Annotated in this window: 17 protein-coding genes; 11 read left to right on the top strand and 6 right to left on the bottom strand. The window is 56.7% G+C overall.

Annotated features, from left to right (window positions below; all coding sequences use genetic code 11):
- Positions 1-2: 2 nt before the first annotated feature.
- The 3 genes from U738_RS15615 to U738_RS15605 all read right to left on the bottom strand — a co-directional run bounded on the left by U738_RS15615 (position 3) and on the right by U738_RS15605 (position 2,858).
- Positions 3-1,268: a TRAP transporter large permease gene (locus U738_RS15615; RefSeq protein WP_035556110.1), complete on the bottom strand. Its 1,266-nt coding sequence runs from the start codon at positions 1,266-1,268 to the stop codon at positions 3-5.
- Positions 1,265-1,762, bottom strand: coding sequence for a TRAP transporter small permease (locus U738_RS15610; RefSeq protein WP_022521152.1), 498 nt, complete (start codon positions 1,760-1,762; stop codon positions 1,265-1,267). Before U738_RS15610 ends, U738_RS15615 begins: the two co-directional genes overlap by 4 nt.
- A gap of 88 nt (positions 1,763-1,850) precedes the next feature.
- Complete coding sequence (locus tag U738_RS15605; protein WP_231896777.1) at positions 1,851-2,858, bottom strand: DctP family TRAP transporter solute-binding subunit; 1,008 nt, start codon at positions 2,856-2,858, stop codon at positions 1,851-1,853.
- Here U738_RS15605 and U738_RS23835 point away from each other — a divergent pair.
- The 9 genes from U738_RS23835 to pcaG all read left to right on the top strand — a co-directional run bounded on the left by U738_RS23835 (position 2,749) and on the right by pcaG (position 10,844).
- On the top strand, positions 2,749-3,024 hold the full coding sequence (locus tag U738_RS23835) for a hypothetical protein (protein ID WP_152561144.1): 276 nt from the start codon (positions 2,749-2,751) through the stop codon (positions 3,022-3,024). The genes U738_RS15605 and U738_RS23835 overlap by 110 nt on opposite strands.
- Positions 3,025-3,125: 101 nt before the next feature.
- Positions 3,126-3,809 (top strand): TetR/AcrR family transcriptional regulator, encoded by a 684-nt coding sequence (locus tag U738_RS15600; protein ID WP_035556106.1) that lies wholly within the window; start codon positions 3,126-3,128, stop codon positions 3,807-3,809.
- 149 nt (positions 3,810-3,958) lie between these two features.
- Entirely contained in the window at positions 3,959-5,257 is a 1,299-nt protein-coding gene (locus tag U738_RS15595) for a class-II fumarase/aspartase family protein (protein ID WP_327050259.1), read from the top strand.
- 174 nt (positions 5,258-5,431) lie between these two features.
- Entirely contained in the window at positions 5,432-6,265 is an 834-nt protein-coding gene (locus tag U738_RS15590; protein WP_035582176.1) for a CoA transferase subunit A, read from the top strand.
- A complete protein-coding gene (locus U738_RS15585; protein ID WP_035582173.1) occupies positions 6,265-7,038 on the top strand; it encodes a CoA-transferase subunit beta in 774 nt (257 codons plus the stop codon). The genes U738_RS15590 and U738_RS15585 overlap by 1 nt, the downstream gene beginning before the upstream one ends.
- Before the next feature lie 10 nt (positions 7,039-7,048).
- Positions 7,049-8,251: a 3-oxoadipyl-CoA thiolase gene (pcaF, locus tag U738_RS15580; RefSeq protein ID WP_035582170.1), complete on the top strand. Its 1,203-nt coding sequence runs from the start codon at positions 7,049-7,051 to the stop codon at positions 8,249-8,251.
- Between the two features lie 10 nt (positions 8,252-8,261).
- Positions 8,262-9,431 (top strand): alpha/beta fold hydrolase, encoded by a 1,170-nt coding sequence (locus U738_RS15575; RefSeq protein WP_035582168.1) that lies wholly within the window; start codon positions 8,262-8,264, stop codon positions 9,429-9,431.
- 32 nt (positions 9,432-9,463) lie between these two features.
- Complete coding sequence (gene pcaH, locus U738_RS15570) at positions 9,464-10,195, top strand: protocatechuate 3,4-dioxygenase subunit beta (RefSeq protein ID WP_035582164.1); 732 nt, start codon at positions 9,464-9,466, stop codon at positions 10,193-10,195.
- Between the two features lie 16 nt (positions 10,196-10,211).
- On the top strand, positions 10,212-10,844 hold the full coding sequence (pcaG, locus tag U738_RS15565; RefSeq protein WP_172821645.1) for a protocatechuate 3,4-dioxygenase subunit alpha: 633 nt from the start codon (positions 10,212-10,214) through the stop codon (positions 10,842-10,844).
- A 94-nt stretch (positions 10,845-10,938) separates the two neighbouring features.
- On the opposite strand, the gene U738_RS15560 is transcribed toward pcaG, so the two are convergent.
- Genes U738_RS15560 through U738_RS15550 form a run of 3 tightly spaced genes read right to left on the bottom strand, consistent with a single transcriptional unit; the run spans position 10,939 to position 14,053 of the window.
- The gene (locus U738_RS15560; protein ID WP_035582162.1) at positions 10,939-11,961 is read right to left on the bottom strand and encodes a TRAP transporter substrate-binding protein; all 1,023 of its coding nucleotides are present in this window, start codon (positions 11,959-11,961) and stop codon (positions 10,939-10,941) included.
- A gap of 59 nt (positions 11,962-12,020) precedes the next feature.
- Positions 12,021-12,989: a PDR/VanB family oxidoreductase gene (locus U738_RS15555; protein WP_035582161.1), complete on the bottom strand. Its 969-nt coding sequence runs from the start codon at positions 12,987-12,989 to the stop codon at positions 12,021-12,023.
- Positions 12,986-14,053 (bottom strand): aromatic ring-hydroxylating dioxygenase subunit alpha, encoded by a 1,068-nt coding sequence (locus U738_RS15550; protein ID WP_235208656.1) that lies wholly within the window; start codon positions 14,051-14,053, stop codon positions 12,986-12,988. The genes U738_RS15555 and U738_RS15550 overlap by 4 nt, the downstream gene beginning before the upstream one ends.
- Before the next feature lie 141 nt (positions 14,054-14,194).
- On the opposite strand from U738_RS15550, the gene U738_RS15545 reads away from it, so the two are divergent.
- Positions 14,195-14,872, top strand: a complete 678-nt coding sequence (locus U738_RS15545) for a GntR family transcriptional regulator (RefSeq protein WP_035582156.1) — start codon at positions 14,195-14,197, stop codon at positions 14,870-14,872.
- Between the two features lie 217 nt (positions 14,873-15,089).
- The gene (locus tag U738_RS15540; RefSeq protein WP_035582152.1) at positions 15,090-16,283 is read left to right on the top strand and encodes a DcaP family trimeric outer membrane transporter; all 1,194 of its coding nucleotides are present in this window, start codon (positions 15,090-15,092) and stop codon (positions 16,281-16,283) included.
- Position 16,284: the final 1 nt, after the last annotated feature.

Genomic DNA, 16,284 nt, shown 5'->3' with positions numbered 1-16,284 from the left:
TATCAGTAACCCGCCAGACGCGGCAGGAAGGTGACCAGCGCGGGGACGAAGGTAATCAGCAGCAGGATCAAAAACTGCACGCCCAGCATCGGCAGAATGCGGCGGATAATCGGCCCCATACCCACGCCGGAGACGGAGTCGGCGACAAATAGGCAGAGTCCCATGGGCGGCGTGATCAGCCCCATCATCAGATTGAAGATCACCACGATGCCGAAGTGCAGCGGGTCGATACCCAGCGCCATGGCAATGGGGTGGAGGATCGGCACGAGCACCAAGATGGCCGCTATACCCTCTAAAAACAGTCCCACCACCAGCAGGAGCAGAATCACGGCGATCAGGAAGGTCCACTGGGTATCGATGCTCATCAGCGCCCACTCGGTGAGCATGTTGGGTACGCGCTCGAACGTTAACACCCAGTTGGCCGCAGCGACCGCGCCCATGATGACCATAATCACCGCGCTATCGCGCATGGCGCGGGCGAAGATAGCGGGCAGATTAACCAGTTTGATATTGCGGTAGAGCACCACACCCAGAAGCAGCGCGTAGACTACGGCAAAGGCCGCCGCTTCAGTAGGCGTGACAATACCAGCAAGAATCGCCCCGACCACAAATACCGGCATGAGGGCCGGCAGCAAACCATGCAAAAGGGCATGGCGGCGTGACTGTTTCTTGGTTTGTGCAGCGCCAAGGTCACCGGCAAAAAAGTAGACGTAGATGGAAAGCCCCAATGCCAGCAAAAAGCCCGGCACGATACCAGCCAAAAACAGCCCCGGTACCGACACCCCCGACACCGTCAGCGCGTAGATAATCACCGGAATACTGGGTGGAATAATCGGGCCAATGACCGAAGAGGCAGCGGTGAGCGCAGCAGCAAAATCCCGGGGATAGCCCTCTTTCTCCATTGACGGTATAAACACCCGCCCAAGCGCGGAGGTGTCGGCAATCGCCGAGCCGGAAAGGCCAGCAAAAATCACCGAGGCCCAGATATTCACGTGTGCCAGTCCGGCTTTAAGACGGCCGACAATGGCGGTGGCCAAGTTAATAATCCGGTGCGTGATACCCGCCTCGTTCATCAGCTCGCCAGCCAAAATAAACAGCGGTATGGCCAGCAGCGGGAAAGACTCCATCCCGCCGAAAAACTGCTGAGAGACGATACGGATGTGGTAGGGCAAATCGCCGGTGCTCATCAGCACCGTTAGCGAACCGAGGATGGCAAAGGCAAACGGCACACCAAGCAGAATAAGGGCTAGAAGCAGTATAAAGATCATGCGGATGTCTCCTCGTCCTGTTGATTGCTCAGACGCAGGCCCGCCATCACCAGTGCAGAGAGGCTGAGCAACCCGCCGCCAATTAGCATGGAGGCTTGAAACAGCCACATCGGCATCCCCGTGCTTGATGAGGTGCGGCCTCCGCGGGAGGCGAGGAATTCAACGGCTGACCACATCAAGCCAATGCCCACCACAAGCACTACTAGGTCAACGGCCACGGCCTGCCAACGCACCCAGCGCGGCGGCAGTAGACGACGAATAAGGTCAAAGCCGATATGTTTGTCCTGCAAGTACGCCCAGGACATGCCAAACATTAGGCCGTAAATCATCAAATAGATGGCGGTATCTTCTCCCCAGGTAATGGAGCCGCCATAGGTGTAGCGCGCAAAGGCATTGCCCGCGACCAGCAGGAAAATAAGCACCATGGCAAGCCCTGCCAAGCTGCCATTGAACAGGATCAGGCCGCGGTGTAGCCGGGCGAGAAGATGAGACATAAGAGCACCTTCGATCGATAGTCAGGCACGCAGGGTCGCGAGTGGGCCACCTAAGGCCCACTCGCAACGCGCTTTGTTTAGGCAGGGGTTAGAAGCGCGCGGACGCCTCTTCCACAGCGGAAGAGAGACGCTCGATCCACTCTGCATCATCGCCAAGCTCTTCGGTCAGGTACGCCTGCACCGGCGGCTGGGCGGCTTCGCGGAAGGCCTCCATCTGCTCAGCGGTGGGCTGGGTGATCTCCATGCCCTCTGCTTCCAGTTTGGTGATCCCCTCAGCCGAGTTGAACTGCTGAATGGCACGGCCGGTGGTACCCGCAACCACGGCGGCACGCTTAACGGCAGCTTGCTCTTCCTCGCTTAGCGACTGAAAGATCTCATCGTTAATCAGCAGGTGATCGACGCCGTAAACGTGGCGATCCAGGGTCAAATAATCCTGAAACTCATAGAAATTATTGCCGTAGATCACGGAGATCGGGTTCTCCTGGCCATCGACTACGCCGGTAGCCAGCGCTGTGGGTACTTCACCCCAGGCAATACCCTGGGGCTCGCCACCCAAAGCGCTAACCATTTCCAGGTAGAGCGGAATGGTTTGAACGCGGAACTTCAGGCCTTCCATATCCTCAGGCGAGTTGATCGGGCGCACGGAGTTGGTGAAGTGGCGGAAGCCCGTTTCGCCGTAAGCCAGCGTGCGTAGGCCGGTTTCCTGCAAGCAGTGTTCGGCGAGTGCGGTACCGAACTCGCCGTCCATTACTTGCCAAGCAACGGGCGCTGACGGAAAGGTGTACGGGATATCCGTGACAGCGACCGCCGGGCAGAAGTTGGCGTAGGCACCGGAGACCATCGCAATGCTGATGGTGCCATCCTGAGCACCTTCAATAAGCTCGGTTTCACCGCCGAGCGAGCCAGCGGGGTAGAGCTCTACGGTGAGATCCGTTTCGGCTTCCACCAGATTTTTAAACACCTGACCCGCTGCGCCTTTTTTGGAGGTGGTCCAGTCATCGGGGTCGACGTGGGCAAAGCGTAGCGTTTGGGCAGAAGCATTCGCTGCGGCAACCAGCGTAGCCGTCGCGAGGGCCGCCGTCAGCGCGCGTTTCAAAGGCAGTTGCTTCAATGTAAACCTTGGGGTCATAAACTTGGGGTTGGTAAACATAGGGCTTGTAAACATAGGGCTTGTAAACATAGGGGTCAGAGACATTGTTGTTGTCCTCTTGTCGGGCCGTTGTTATAAGGTTTGGAAAAGCCTAAAGCAGTGGCGTGTTTAGCCGTTCCATCCTGTCACAATCAACAATGTACGAAATGGTACGTTCAGTCAAGCTATGGCATACTAGACCAAAGACGACCACGACAATAAAAGGCATGCTCTATGACAGCTCCTTCTACCAAGGCCAGTCCCCCTGCCGCAGGGCGACGGCGTAAAAATGACCCCGAATCCGTACGCGCCGATATTCTTGCGGTGGCCACTCGCGAGTTTTCCGAAAAAGGCCTCTCAGGGGCCCGGATTGATGAGATCGCCGAAAAAACACGCGCCTCCAAGCGCATGATTTACTACTACTTTAATGATAAAGAGACGCTCTATCTGCACACCCTGGAAGCCGCCTATCAGAAAGTGCGCCTTCAGGAAGCCGAGCTTGATCTTGACCACTTAGCCCCCCTTGAGGCGCTTAGCCGACTAGTGCGGTTTACCTTCTGCCATCACGCCAAAAACCCCGATTTTATTCGCCTGGTAATGATCGAAAATATTCATCATGGCCGCTTTTTGGCGCAGTCAGAGTTGATTCAATCACTCAACGCCGGGGTGATTGATGCGCTCACCAACGTCTATGCTCGCGGTTTAGAGGTGGGCTGTTTTCGCGAAGGCTTGGATCCACGGGAACTGCACTGGCTGATTAGCGCGCTGTCGTTTTTCAATGTCTCAAACCAGCACACCTTTTCGCGGATTTTTGATTGGCAACAAGCCGCGCCTGAGAACCAGCGCAAACTAGAAGATCACGTTACCGAGATGGTACTGCGCTACGTGGGCACTGACGCTACGCTGTCGCAATCGTAAGTACCGGCCTATTTAGCGTATGGTTCGAATGACGAACATATGTACAATTCTGTTCTGAGTCGTGCCTTTATGAACTGTTTTGCTGGTTCTGAACAACGTTAATAGGAGGCGTAACGCCCATGCCTGCTGGATTTTTAAAGCATCCTTTTATGAGCCAGCGCGCCGTCGCTGAGTGTGACGATGACGCCATGGTGAATGCCATGCTGGCCTTTGAATTAGCCCTGGCCGAGGTACAGGAAACCAGCGGCGCGGTACCTGCTGGGGTTAGCCAGCAAATGCACGAACAGTTGGAAAATGCGGCTTTCAATAACGAAGAGATCGCGGCGGGCATTGCCAGCGGTGGCAATGTGGCGATTCCGTTTGTAAAGCAGAGCCGCTCGCTGCTTTCCGATGACATCAAGCGTTACTGGCATCAAGGGGCGACCAGCCAGGATGTCGTCGACTCCGCGCTGATGCTCCTACTTAAACCACGCTTGGCAGCGCTGGATGAACTGTTGGTGCGCTGCCGTTCAGCGGCGCTCACGTTGATGAACGCTCACGCTGATACGCCCATGGTGGGTCGAACGTTAATGCAGCAGGCACTCCCCATTACTTTTGGGGTGAAGGTGGCCCACTGGGCAATCGGCTTGGAGCAGAGCCGCCGCCGTTTGGGTGAGGTGGAACTGCCCGTTCAGTTTGGTGGCGCGGTGGGCGTGCACTCGGGCTGGGACACTCTAGGGCTTGAGTGGATGGACGCCTTGGCTGCGCGGCTAGGATTGGCGGTGCCAGTGCTGCCCTGGCATACCGACCGCTACCCCATTCATGCCCTTGGCACGGCGTTAGATGCCGTCGCGGGGGCCGCTGAAAAAATCGCCCTGGATGTGTCGCTGCTCACCCAAACCGAAGTCGGCGAAGTGGCGGAACCCTCGGCGCCGGGAATGGGCGAGTCTTCCTCCATGCCGCATAAGCGTAACCCGGTGCGCTGCGCGCTGATTCGCGGCGCCGCTCGGCAAGTGCATGGGCATGCGAGCGTGTTGATCAACGCTGCCGCCCAGCCCCTTGAGCGCGGGTTAGGTGAGTGGCATGCGGAGTGGGCACCGCTAATGGAGAGTGCTCTGCTGGTGGAGGGTGCCTTGGAGCAAGTGGCCGTGCTGCTCGAAGGGCTTGAGGTCTATCCCGAAAAAATGCAGCGCAACTTAGCCGCTACCGGCGGTGGCATTATGGCCGAGCCTGTCGCACGTTTGCTGGCGCCTAAACTAGGCGTTGAGAGAGCCAAAGCGATTAGCGCGGAAGCGGCAGAGACCGCACGCCGGGAAGCACGCCCCTATTCAGAGGTGCTTGCCGAGCATCCTGATGTGAAAGGAACCGTAGACCCTGATGCGCTGTGTAATGCCTGTGACCCTGCTTTATACCTTGGTAGCAGCGCAGCCCAGGTAACGCGTGGCAAAAAATGGCTGGAAGCGCAGTAACCCTATTTAAAAACAAAACGTTATGTTCAGCTTTGGAGTGGGTAGTGGGCTCGGCAGGGGCGTTTGGTGGTCGTCGATGCGTTTGACCCCAATAACGTTCAGCAGTAGATTGTTCGTATAGAGGATCTATGTTCGCTTAACGAACATCCTGCTAACCGTTAAGAGGCACCCATCATGGCCGAGTTTCTCAGCTTGCATGACGCGGTAGCGCGCTACGTCGAAGACGGCGCCACCGTGGCCATGGAAGGTTTTACCCACCTGATTCCGTTTGCTGCTGGTCACGAAGTGATCCGCCAGAAAAAGCGCGACCTGACCCTGATCCGCATGACCCCCGATATCATCTACGATCAAATGATTGGTGCAGGCTGCGCGAAAAAAGTCATCTTCTCTTGGGGCGGTAACCCCGGAGTGGGCTCGCTGCACCGCCTGCGCGATGCGGTTGAGAAGGGCTGGCCGCGCCAGATCGAGATTCTTGAGCATAGCCACGCGGCGATGGCCTGCGCCTTTGAAGCGGGCGCCGCGGGGTTACCGCTGGCGGTTTTTCGCGGCTACATCGGTAGCGAACTGCCCAGCGTTAACGATCAAATCAAATTCATCGAGTGCCCCTTTACCGGCGAGCGCTTAGCCGCAGTGCCCTCAGTGCGCCCGGATGTCTCGATCATTCACGCCCAGCGCGCGGATCGCCAAGGCAATGTACTGGTAGAAGGCATTGTTGGCGTACAGAAGGAAGCCGTACTCGCCGCCAAGCATAGTATTGTCACGGTGGAAGAGATTGTTGATGACCTGGGGGCTACCCCCAACGCCTGCGTGATTCCTAGCTGGGCCATCAGCGCCGTTGCGGTAGCGGAGAAAGGCGCGCTGCCTTCCTACACCCACGGCTACTACGGCCGCAGCAACCGCTTTTATAAAGAGTGGGATGCGATTGCTCGCGACCGCGACACCTTCACCCAGTGGCTCGATGACAACGTCTTTAACGTTGCCCAACATCATGCAGGGGAGAAAGCCTAATGAATCTGGAATATACCTCTTCTGAAATGATGTCGGTGACCGCTGCGCGGGCACTTGAAAATGGCATGACCTGCTTTGTGGGCATCGGCCTGCCCTCGGAAGCCGCCAACCTGGCGCGGCTGACTCACGCCCCTGATGTGGTGCTGATTTATGAGTCCGGCACGCTGCAAACCAAGCCCGATACGCTGCCGCTCTCCATCGGCGATGGTGAGCTGTGTGAGTCAGCGCTGACCACCGTGGCAGTGCCCGAAATGTTCCGCTACTGGCTACAGGGCGGCAAAGTGAGCGTGGGCTTTTTAGGCACCGCGCAAATCGACCGCTTTGCTAACCTTAACACCACGCTGATCGGCGATTACAAAGCGCCTAAGGTGCGCCTACCGGGCGGCGGCGGCGCGCCGGAAATTGCCACCAATGCCGGTGAAGTGTTTATCACCTTGAAGCACTCCAAGCGGGCCTTTGTGAAAGATGTCGACTTTGTCACCACGCTAGGCTTTGGCCGCGACGGCAAAGGCCGCGACAACGTGCCCAATATCGGCAAAGGCCCCACCCGGGTGATTACCGACCTGTGCGTGATGAAGCCTGATCCGGAGACTAAAGAGCTGGTGGTGGTATCGCTGCACCCTGGCGTTACCCGCGAAGACGTTATTGACGCGACCGGCTGGGAAATCCGCTTTGCCGAGCAGCTTGAGAGCACCCCAGAGCCCAGCGAAAACGAGCTGACGATTTTGCGCGAGCTCAAAGCCCGCACCGAGCGGGCCCACGCGGGCGAATAAGGAGTTTGCTATGAGTGACGTTTATTTATGTCATCCCCGCCGCACCGCAGTAGGCCGCTTTGGCGGCACCCTGGCCAGCGTGCGCCCGGATGATTTCGCCGCGACAATCTTTAAAGCCGTATTAGCCGAAGTGCCGAATCTTGACCCAGCCGCCATCGAAGAGGTGTTTATGGGCTGCGCCAACCAGGCCGGTGAAGATAACCGCAACGTGGCGCGTATGTCGTCGCTGCTGGCGGGCATCCCGACCTCGGTACCTGGCACCACCATGAACCGCCTCTGCGGCTCAGGTATGGACGCCGTCGGCACGGCGTTTCGCGCCATTAAAGCCGGTGAGATGGAGCTGGCACTGGCAGGTGGCGTGGAGTCCATGTCACGTGCGCCCTATGTGATGGGCAAGGCCGACAGCGCCTTCGCCCGCGGGCAAAAAATTGAAGACACCACCATTGGTTGGCGCTTGGTCAACCCGCTGATGAAGAAAACCTACGGCATTGATTCCATGCCGGAAACGGCAGAAAACGTCGCCGAGCAGTTCGCTATCTCGCGGGAAGATCAGGACGCTTTTGCCCTGCGCTCCCAGCAGAAAGCCGCGGCCGCTCAAAAGGCTGGGCGCTTTGCCCAAGAGATCACTGCCATTGAGATTCCCCGCCGCAAACAGGATCCACTAATCTTTGATCAGGATGAGCATTTACGGGAGACCACTCTCGATAAACTGGCAGGTTTGCCTACGCCCTTCCGTGAAGGCGGCAGCGTGACCGCAGGCAACGCCTCGGGCGTTAACGACGGCGCGGCGGCGATGTTGGTGGCCAGCGAAGCGGCGGTTAAACAGCACGGTCTTAAACCGATGGCGAAAATCATCGGCATGGCGACCGCAGGCGTAGAGCCGCGCATTATGGGCTATGGCCCGGTACCGGCGGTGCAGAAACTGCTTAAGCGCACCGGTATCGCCATGGACGATATCGATGTGTTTGAGTTTAACGAGGCCTTTGCCGCCCAGGCGCTGGCCTGTATGCGCGACCTCGGCCTTAAAGACGACGACCCCCGAGTGAATCCTAACGGCGGCGCGATTGCCCTGGGTCACCCGCTGGGCATGTCCGGTGCGCGTCTGTTAATGACCGCTGCTCATGAGCTGCAAAACAGCGGCAAGCGCTACGCGCTGTGCACCATGTGTGTAGGTGTTGGCCAAGGTATCGCAACGCTGATTGAGCGGGTTTAACGGAGGCTTTATGGCATTTCACACAATCAATGGCCGCAGCGTGGCCTACCGGCTGCTCGGCGCTGAAAGCAATCCTCTGGTGGTGCTGGCGCACCCCCTGGGCATGAGCCAAGCGGTGTGGGATGACGTGATTCCCGCGCTGCTGTCTCGTTACCGGGTATTGACCTGGGATCTGCCTGGCCACGGTGCCAGTCAAGCGGTAAGCGGTGAACAAATCACTCCCCCAGACCTAGCCGCCGAGGCCTTGGCATTGGTGGAACTTGCGGGCGCACAGCGCTTCCACTTTGCCGGGACTTCAATCGGTGGCGTTGTAGGCCAGCAGTTGATAGCCGAGCATAGCGAACGCCTACTCTCAGTCACGTTGACCAACACTGGCGCGGTGATCGGCAACCCGGATCTCTGGAACACTCGCGCAGGGCGGGTGCGTCAAGAAGGCTTGGCGGCGATGTCCCAAGAGATCGTGCCGCGCTGGTTTGCTCCCGCGGCCTTTGAGGCAAGCCCCGCGCTGAAAGCAGGCTGGTGCACCCAGATGGGCCGTGGTGACGATGAGTCCTACGCCCAACTGTGCGAAATGCTTGGCCGAGATACCTTCACTGGCAAATTAGCTGCTAAGCAGGCCAAAGTGCAGCTATTTGGCGGCAGTGAGGATATGGCCACGCCGCCCGCAACGTTGGAAGCCCTGTCTGCGGAACTCGACGGCGCACCTTTGGAGATATTTGACGGTGTGGGTCATGTGCCTGCGGTAGAAGCCCCAGGGCTATTTGCTGAAAAACTACTCGCCGTATTGGCGGCTGATTTAGGCGATGTGGCGAACCACGGTGTGGCTTACGCCACCGGTCTTGAGACCCGCAAACAAGTATTGGGCGAGGAGCATGTGGCGCGCTCCACCGCCAACGCCAACAGCCTGGATGCTCCCTTCCAGCAGATGATTACCCGCTTAGCCTGGGGCGAGCTGTGGAGCAATGATGATCTCACGCGGCGTGAGCGCAGCATGATCACCACCGGCATTCTCGCCGCGCTTGGCCGTGAAGAGCTAACGCTGCACTTGAAAACCGCCAAGCGGATTGGCCTAACCCAGGCTGAGCTGCGCCAAGTGCTGATGCATGTGGCGATTTACGGCGGCGTTCCGGCTGCCAATCACGCCTTTGCCCTCGCCAAAGAGCTTGGCTGGGGCGAGTAGCGAATCAACATAATTGATAAGAGGTAAGGGCGATGACCCACGATAACAAACGCTTTGTGGCACGCGACCGCAACTGGCATCCGCCCGCCTATGCGCCGGGCTATAAAACCTCGGTAGCGCGTTCCCCCCAGCAGGCGCTGGTAAGTATGCAGCAACCGACAGTGTCTGAACTGACCGGCCCGGATTTTAGCCACCTGCGCATGGGCCCCCACGATAATGACCTGCTGCTAAACTTCCGCCAGGATGCGAGCCTGGGCGGGTTACCCCAGGGCGAGCGGATTATGATGTTTGGCCGAGTCGTCGACCAGTTTGGCAAGCCAATACCGCACACCCTGGTAGAAATGTGGCAGGCCAATGCGGGCGGGCGCTACCGGCATAAAAACGACAAGTACCTAGCACCGTTAGATCCCAACTTCGGTGGCGTTGGCCGCTGCTTGACCGATGACCAGGGCTTTTACCGCTTCCGTACTATCAAGCCTGGCCCTTATCCCTGGCCGAATGATATGAATAGCTGGCGGCCTGCGCATATTCACGTCTCGGTAACTGGTCCTTCAATCTCCACCCGGTTAATCACTCAGATGTACTTTGAAGGCGACCCGCTGATCCCGCTTTGCCCGATCGTGCATACACTGAAAGACCCGCTCGCGGTTGAGACGATGATTGGACGGCTGGATATGGCCCACAGTAAGCCGATGGACTTCCTTGCCTATCGTTTTGATGTGGTGGTGCGCGGTGAGCTGCAAACCTTCTTCGAAAACCAATAAGGGCAGGGGATAAATCATGAATCAGCCTAATAGCCAGCCGACCAGCGACCTGATGCTGCGGGAAACCGCCTCGCAAACCGCGGGCCCCTACGTGCATATTGGTCTTGCCCTGGCCGCTGCCGGTAATCCCGTGCGGGACGAAGAGATCTGGAATGAGATGGCCAAGCCTGACGCCGAGGGTGAGCATATCGAAGTGGTCGGCATTGTCATCGACGGCAACGGCGATCTGGTGCGCGATGCCTTTATTGAGGCGTGGCAGGCCGATGCTAACGGTGACTACCAAGCCGATTACGACCTTAGCAAACCGTTCAATAGCTTTGGCCGCACCGCGACGACGTTTGATCACGGCAGCGAGTGGTCGTTGACCACCCTCAAGCCCGGTGCGGTGAAGCACCCCAGCGGGCATTTAATGGCGCCGCATATTAACCTGACGCTGTTTGCCCGGGGTGTGAATATCCACCTGCAAACGCGGCTCTATTTTGACGACGAGACAGAAGCGAACGCCCAGTGCCCGGTGCTCACGCGCATCGAATCACCGGCACGCCGCCAGACCCTGATCGCCAAGCGCGAAGAGGTCGATGGTAAGGTGCGTTATCGCTTTGATATCCGCCTGCAGGGCGAAGGCGAGACGGTGTTTTTTGATTTTTGATCTGAGCATGCAGGGTTTTTAACACAGCTATAAAGGCAGCCAATCGGTTGCCTTTATAGTATGTCGATAGCGATGGTTACTTCTATTTCTTAACCTAAGCCGAGCAGCTTTGCTGTAAATCCATCGCGGCTTTGTAGATGTCGTTGGCAGAGCCGCCAATGTCATCTAAGTAATCATCAATGGTTTGCTGCAACACAGGGCCCCATTCAGGATCTTCGAGCGCGTCTTCGATGACGACGAACTCATGTCCGGCTTCGACGGCTTCTTCACGGCCTTGGCGTATCATCTCGTCGTAAACCTCCGCCGCGCGAAGCGACCACTCCAAGCCGCTGTGGTCATCAATCACCTGCTGCAAATCGGCTGGCAGGCTGTCGTAGCTGCGCTGGCTCATGGTGGCGAACAGGGAAAGGTCATACAGGGGGACTTCGGTGTGGTACTGCGCCAGTTCATTCAGCCGGAAGGTCTTCATGCCTTCCCAGTTGAAACTGAGACCGTCGACGACACCACGCTGCATGGAGGTAAACACATCCGGCGCTGGCATACCCACCGCTTGTGCGCCAAGGCGCTCGAACATATCGCCCACCACCGGCGTGGGGCGGCGTAGGCGAAGGCCCTCAAGATCAGCTGGTGTTTCAATCAGCTGATCTTTGGTATGCAGATAACCTGGGCCGGTAGTGAACAAGAACAGAGGGCGCGTGTCGGCGTACTCCTGTTCAAAGTATCCCTGATCGTAAAGCGACTGGAGTATGCAGGCTCCTTGGCGGGCGCTGGATGACACGCCCGGTAGCTCGACGACTTGCGTGAGGGGAAAGCGGCCCGCCGTATAACCTTGGGCAGAGGCGCCAATATCGGCGATACCGCTGACAGCACTTTCGTAGGTTTGAGCCGATTTCGCTAGCGTCTGGCTGGGAAAAACTTCTACTGTCAGCTGCCCATCTGACGCCTTCTCGACGCTTTCAGCCCAGGCTTGAAACAGCTCACGATCTATCATTGAGCCACCCGGCCAAACGTGCGCCACTCGAAGTGTGGTACTGGCTTCCACGGCGGGGGCCGCGAATGAAACGGCGAACACGCCAAATAGAGTCGCCTTGGCTAGATGTGTGGGTATTTTATTCATTGTCGTTATCCTGATGGCTAGTCAACGGGGTACGTTTTTGTAACTGTTTTTATGTTTATTTAAAGATCCAACACAAGGGTTTTGCTCTTGGCTCTGGAGCAGCAGGGCGTGAACTGGTCGTTGGCCGCGTGCTCATCGTCATCCAGGTATAAATCCCGATGGTCGGGTTCGCCTTCGAGCACACGGGTGAGGCAGGTGCCACAGACCCCCTGCTCGCAGGACACCATGATGTCGATGCCGTTTTCAGCCAGCACTTGGTAAACCGTTTTGTCGGCGGGCACGGTAAAGGCAGCGCCGCTGCTGGCGATACGCACCTCGAAACTGCCGTCGTCTTCGCTGGCTGTTTCCGCGCCTGCAAAGTACTCGGTGTGAAGTTGGTTGGCTGACCAGCCACACTGCTTGCCGGTGGAAAGGACGGCGTTAATAAATCCGCTAGGGCCGCAGACGTAGACCAGGGCGTCAGCCTCTGGCTCACTAAGCAATTCTTCCAGGTCGAGAGTTGGGGCCGCGGTGTCGTCGTCCAGGTAGAAGTGCGCTCTATCGGCAAAACTTGATGTCTTGATACGTTCGCGAAAGGCCATGCGCTCGGCGGAGCGCGCACAGTAGTGCAGCTCGAAGTCTGCCTCAGTGCGCGCTAAACGCTCTGCCATGCACAGCAATGGGGTTATACCAATCCCACCCGCCAGCAGATAAGTTCGTTTAGCTGGCTTGAGCGGGAAGTGATTTTTAGGGGCGCTAATGAGTAAGAGGTCACCCTCTTGAACCTCATCGTGCATGGCGATGGAGCCTCCTCTGGAGGCCTCATCACGCAAAACGCCGATCAAGTAGCGATCCCGCTCTTCAGAGTGGTTGCACAGCGAGTATTGCCGGATTACCCCCTCTTTCACCTGCACGTCAATGTGGGCGCCAGCGCTAAAGGGGGGCAGCGGTCGACCATGCGGGTCGGCAAGTTCAAAGGTGGCAATGCCAAGCGCCTCCTCATGGCGAGCTTTTACCTCGACAATAAGCGATAGAGAGGGGTGGCTCATGCCGTTGCCTCCTGGGGTTGCTCGGCCTGCTCCTCTTTTAAGATGCGATCAATAATGCGGCGCGCTTGTACGCCGCCGCCGTCGATATTGAGCTTCAACAGTTGGCGGTCGGGATAGCGAAGTAGGTTACGCTGCTGTGCCTCGAGCATCTCAAGGTCTTCTTCGAAGATCTTTCCCTGGCCCTCGCGGATCTTGTCGGTGAGCGCCTGGTCTTCTGGCTTGAAGTTGCGGGCCATTCCCCAGAAGTACCAGATAGAGGTGTCGCTCTCAGGAGTGATAAAGTCGACCACGATGCTGGACGCTCTCACATCCGCCGGTGCTTTAGCGCCGCCATTGCCCGCGTGGGCCACGCCGACTTCGATTAAGACATGGCTGGGAGGGGTAAAGCGGCAGATCTGCCAGCGGTCTACAGGGACGTCGTCGGCAAGCCCGTTCCCCCTAAGGGCGGCCTGCCAGAAAGGCGGTGCAGAGATATTCTCCATCTCGCGGCTGGTGATCACTTCGCTACCGTTAACCGCCGTTTCCGGTGCGGCTTCCTCTATTTCTGGCTGGCCAATGCTGGAGGCATGCACATAGGTCTCATGGGTAAGATCCATGAGGTTGTCGATCATCAGGCGATATTCACACTGAATATGGTAGAGGCCGCCGCCATAAGCCCAATCGGGGTTGTTGGCCCAGTGCAGCTCGGGAATCAGGTCGGCGTCAGCTTTATCGGGGTCTCCGGGCCAGATCCAGATAAAGCCGTGGCGTTCTTCAACGGGGTAGGCGCGATTGCTTGGAAAACCTCGAACCCGCTGGCCGGGCATGCTGTCGCATTTGCCGCTGCAGTTCATTTCAAGGCCGTGGTAGCCGCAAACCAGCTTGCCATCACGTACAAAGCCCAGGGAAAGTGGCGCGCCACGGTGGGGGCAGAAATCCTCCACGGCGGCCACGCGGTTTTCGTCACCACGGAAGAAAACTAGTTGCTTGTTGCAAATAGTTCGCCCGAGTGGCTTTTCGGTAAGCTCATCAGGGGTGCAGGCGACGTACCAAGTGTTCATTGGAAAGGGTGTTTGTTGAGTCACGGTTAACTCCTTTTTGGTTTAGTGTTGTAATTATGATTATTGGATCCAAAGTAAAGGCTAGGAAGGTTTTTGCAGTCAACCTATACTTTCGTAGAGCTCGTCAATGAATAGCAACACAGTGTTGATATGAGAGAAAAATAAATGAGTAACAACGATAAAAGTGTCGTCAGTAGGCTGCGTAAATTGATCAGTGAGGGTGCATACGCTCCAGGGGAGCGGCTTGGTGAAGTCGCGGTTGCGGAGCAGTTGAGTGTGTCGCGAACGCCGGTAAGGCTGGCTTTTCGCACTCTGGAGCAGGAGGGGTTGCTGCAGCAGGCGGGCAAACGCGGGTTTATGGTGCGTGAATTTACCCAAGCAGACGTGCACTGCGCGGTTGAGGTTCGTGGGGTGCTGGAGGGGCTGGCCGCTCGGCATCTGGCGGAGCAAGGGCTGCCGTTTAGTGTCGATAAGGAATTGATGTTTTGGATCCAAAAAGGGAAAAAGCTAATCGCCAAAGGATATCTTGTAGAGTCCGATATCAATCAATGGAGTGAGCTTAATGCTCATTTCCACGGCATTATTATTCATTCTATCGGTAGCGGTGTCGTGGCGGATGCTATTGCAAGAAATAATCACCTGCCCTTCGCTGCCGCCGACTCAATCATTATTGATAGCGATGATTTAGAGCGAGAGTTTAAAAAGCTGCAGATAGCACAGTTTCATCATGAGCTTATATTTCAGTCACTTAAACGGGGAGAGGGGGCGAGGGCAGAAATGCTGATGCGCGAGCATGCTCTGATCGGGCTGCGATACCCTGAGCTCCTGGCCGATTCGGAATAAAAATACCTGATAATTTAGTTATATTGTGTAATTAAACCAAAGTATTAACTTAATAAAATTGTTTATATTCAGTATCTTGTATTATTAGTGCGATGCATATCCTCCAATGTAATTGACAGATGGAGGTTTTTTTTGCAGCTTTAGTACGTAGTGCGGATCAGAGTTCGCATTGAGAACAATTACAACTAGCCACTACGACCAAAAGCAGAGACAAACAATGAAAATTAACCACTTTGTTGCATGCGCCCTTCTCGCTCCCTGTGCGCTTGCTGCCCAGGCCCATGCGTTTGATGTTGTAGAAGCCGGACAGCCTGTCGTGACCGGTGAGCCAAGCCGAGTCGGCCCACCCTGGAATCATCGCTCAACGATTAATATTCCAGGCACCAAAACCGATATCGCTTTTGGTGGGTACGTTAAGCTCGATGCGTTTTACGACTTCGACTACGACCTGGGCACATCAACGGATCCTTATGCCGTTATGAACCCAGGCAATCGAACCGATGGTCGAACCAGCTTTACGGCCTATGAGTCCCGCCTGAATTTCCGCACCCACACCGCCACTGACTATGGGCGTTTAACCACTTACTTCGAAGGGCATTTTGTGCCCGATGGTAAGTTCGGGCTGCGCCATGCGTATGGCGAACTGAACGGTTTTCTCGCTGGGCAAACGTGGTCAAATTTTATGAGCTTCGTGGGCGGCACACGCACCCTGGCACTAGGGGATCCTAAGGGCTACGCCTTCGAGCGGCAGGCTCAGTTGCGCTATACGCAGCCTGTTGGGGAAGGGAGTTTCTCGGTTGCATTGGAAAACCCCACTACGGTTATTGCCCGCAATGATGCTTCAGTGGCCGATGGGGAGAGTCAGCTTCCAGATTTGACGCTGCGCTACGAATATAAGCGTTTATTTGCGCTATCGGGGATAGCGCGTCAACTTTCGACCAATAACATCACCAATACCATTGATGACGAAGTCACTGGCTATGGGGTGCAGGCGCAGTTTAATTTGCCCTTTAATGCCTCCACCAGTTTGCGCGGCAGTGCCACCTTCGGTGAGGGTATCGGTAACTATATGGGTAACCCTGGCAACGTAGGTCACCGTAACGCACCTGACGTCTATGTGCAGGGTAACAGTCTTGAAGCTATTGAAACCCGGGCGTTTGGTCTCTCGCTGAATCACTACTGGACGGATAGCTGGTTCAGCTCTGTGGGCGTTTCGCGTCTTGAGCAAGACCTACCCGCAGGCTATGGCGACCATTTCGAAACGCTCGACTATGGGTTTGCCAATGTGATTTGGGATGTTACCGAGCGCATGTCAGTCGGTCTTGAGTACCAGCATGCGGATATCGAACAGGTGAATGGGGTCTCCAATGATGCGAGTCGCCTCCAGGCGAGTGCCACCTTCCAGTTCTAGC

This window comes from Halomonas sp. TG39a (genome assembly GCF_000744395.1).
Taxonomy (GTDB): Bacteria; Pseudomonadota; Gammaproteobacteria; order Pseudomonadales; family Halomonadaceae; genus Vreelandella; species Vreelandella ventosae_B.
Note: the sequence above shows the minus strand (reverse complement) of the source record. Positions and strands in the feature narration are given on the sequence as shown.

Coding starts and splice junctions, on each gene's coding strand:
- pcaH (WP_035582164.1), top strand. CDS start 9,464: ATGACCCACGATAACAAACGCTTTGTGGCACGCGACCGCAACTGGCAT.
- pcaG (WP_172821645.1), top strand. CDS start 10,212: ATGAATCAGCCTAATAGCCAGCCGACCAGCGACCTGATGCTGCGGGAA.
- U738_RS15545 (WP_035582156.1), top strand. CDS start 14,195: ATGAGTAACAACGATAAAAGTGTCGTCAGTAGGCTGCGTAAATTGATC.
- U738_RS15555 (WP_035582161.1), bottom strand. CDS start 12,989: ATGAGCCACCCCTCTCTATCGCTTATTGTCGAGGTAAAAGCTCGCCAT.
- U738_RS15590 (WP_035582176.1), top strand. CDS start 5,432: ATGGCCGAGTTTCTCAGCTTGCATGACGCGGTAGCGCGCTACGTCGAA.
- U738_RS15615 (WP_035556110.1), bottom strand. CDS start 1,268: ATGATCTTTATACTGCTTCTAGCCCTTATTCTGCTTGGTGTGCCGTTT.
- U738_RS15540 (WP_035582152.1), top strand. CDS start 15,090: ATGAAAATTAACCACTTTGTTGCATGCGCCCTTCTCGCTCCCTGTGCG.
- U738_RS15595 (WP_327050259.1), top strand. CDS start 3,959: ATGAGCCAGCGCGCCGTCGCTGAGTGTGACGATGACGCCATGGTGAAT.
- U738_RS15610 (WP_022521152.1), bottom strand. CDS start 1,762: ATGTCTCATCTTCTCGCCCGGCTACACCGCGGCCTGATCCTGTTCAAT.
- U738_RS15575 (WP_035582168.1), top strand. CDS start 8,262: ATGGCATTTCACACAATCAATGGCCGCAGCGTGGCCTACCGGCTGCTC.
- U738_RS15560 (WP_035582162.1), bottom strand. CDS start 11,961: ATGAATAAAATACCCACACATCTAGCCAAGGCGACTCTATTTGGCGTG.
- U738_RS15585 (WP_035582173.1), top strand. CDS start 6,265: ATGAATCTGGAATATACCTCTTCTGAAATGATGTCGGTGACCGCTGCG.
- U738_RS15600 (WP_035556106.1), top strand. CDS start 3,126: ATGACAGCTCCTTCTACCAAGGCCAGTCCCCCTGCCGCAGGGCGACGG.
- pcaF (WP_035582170.1), top strand. CDS start 7,049: ATGAGTGACGTTTATTTATGTCATCCCCGCCGCACCGCAGTAGGCCGC.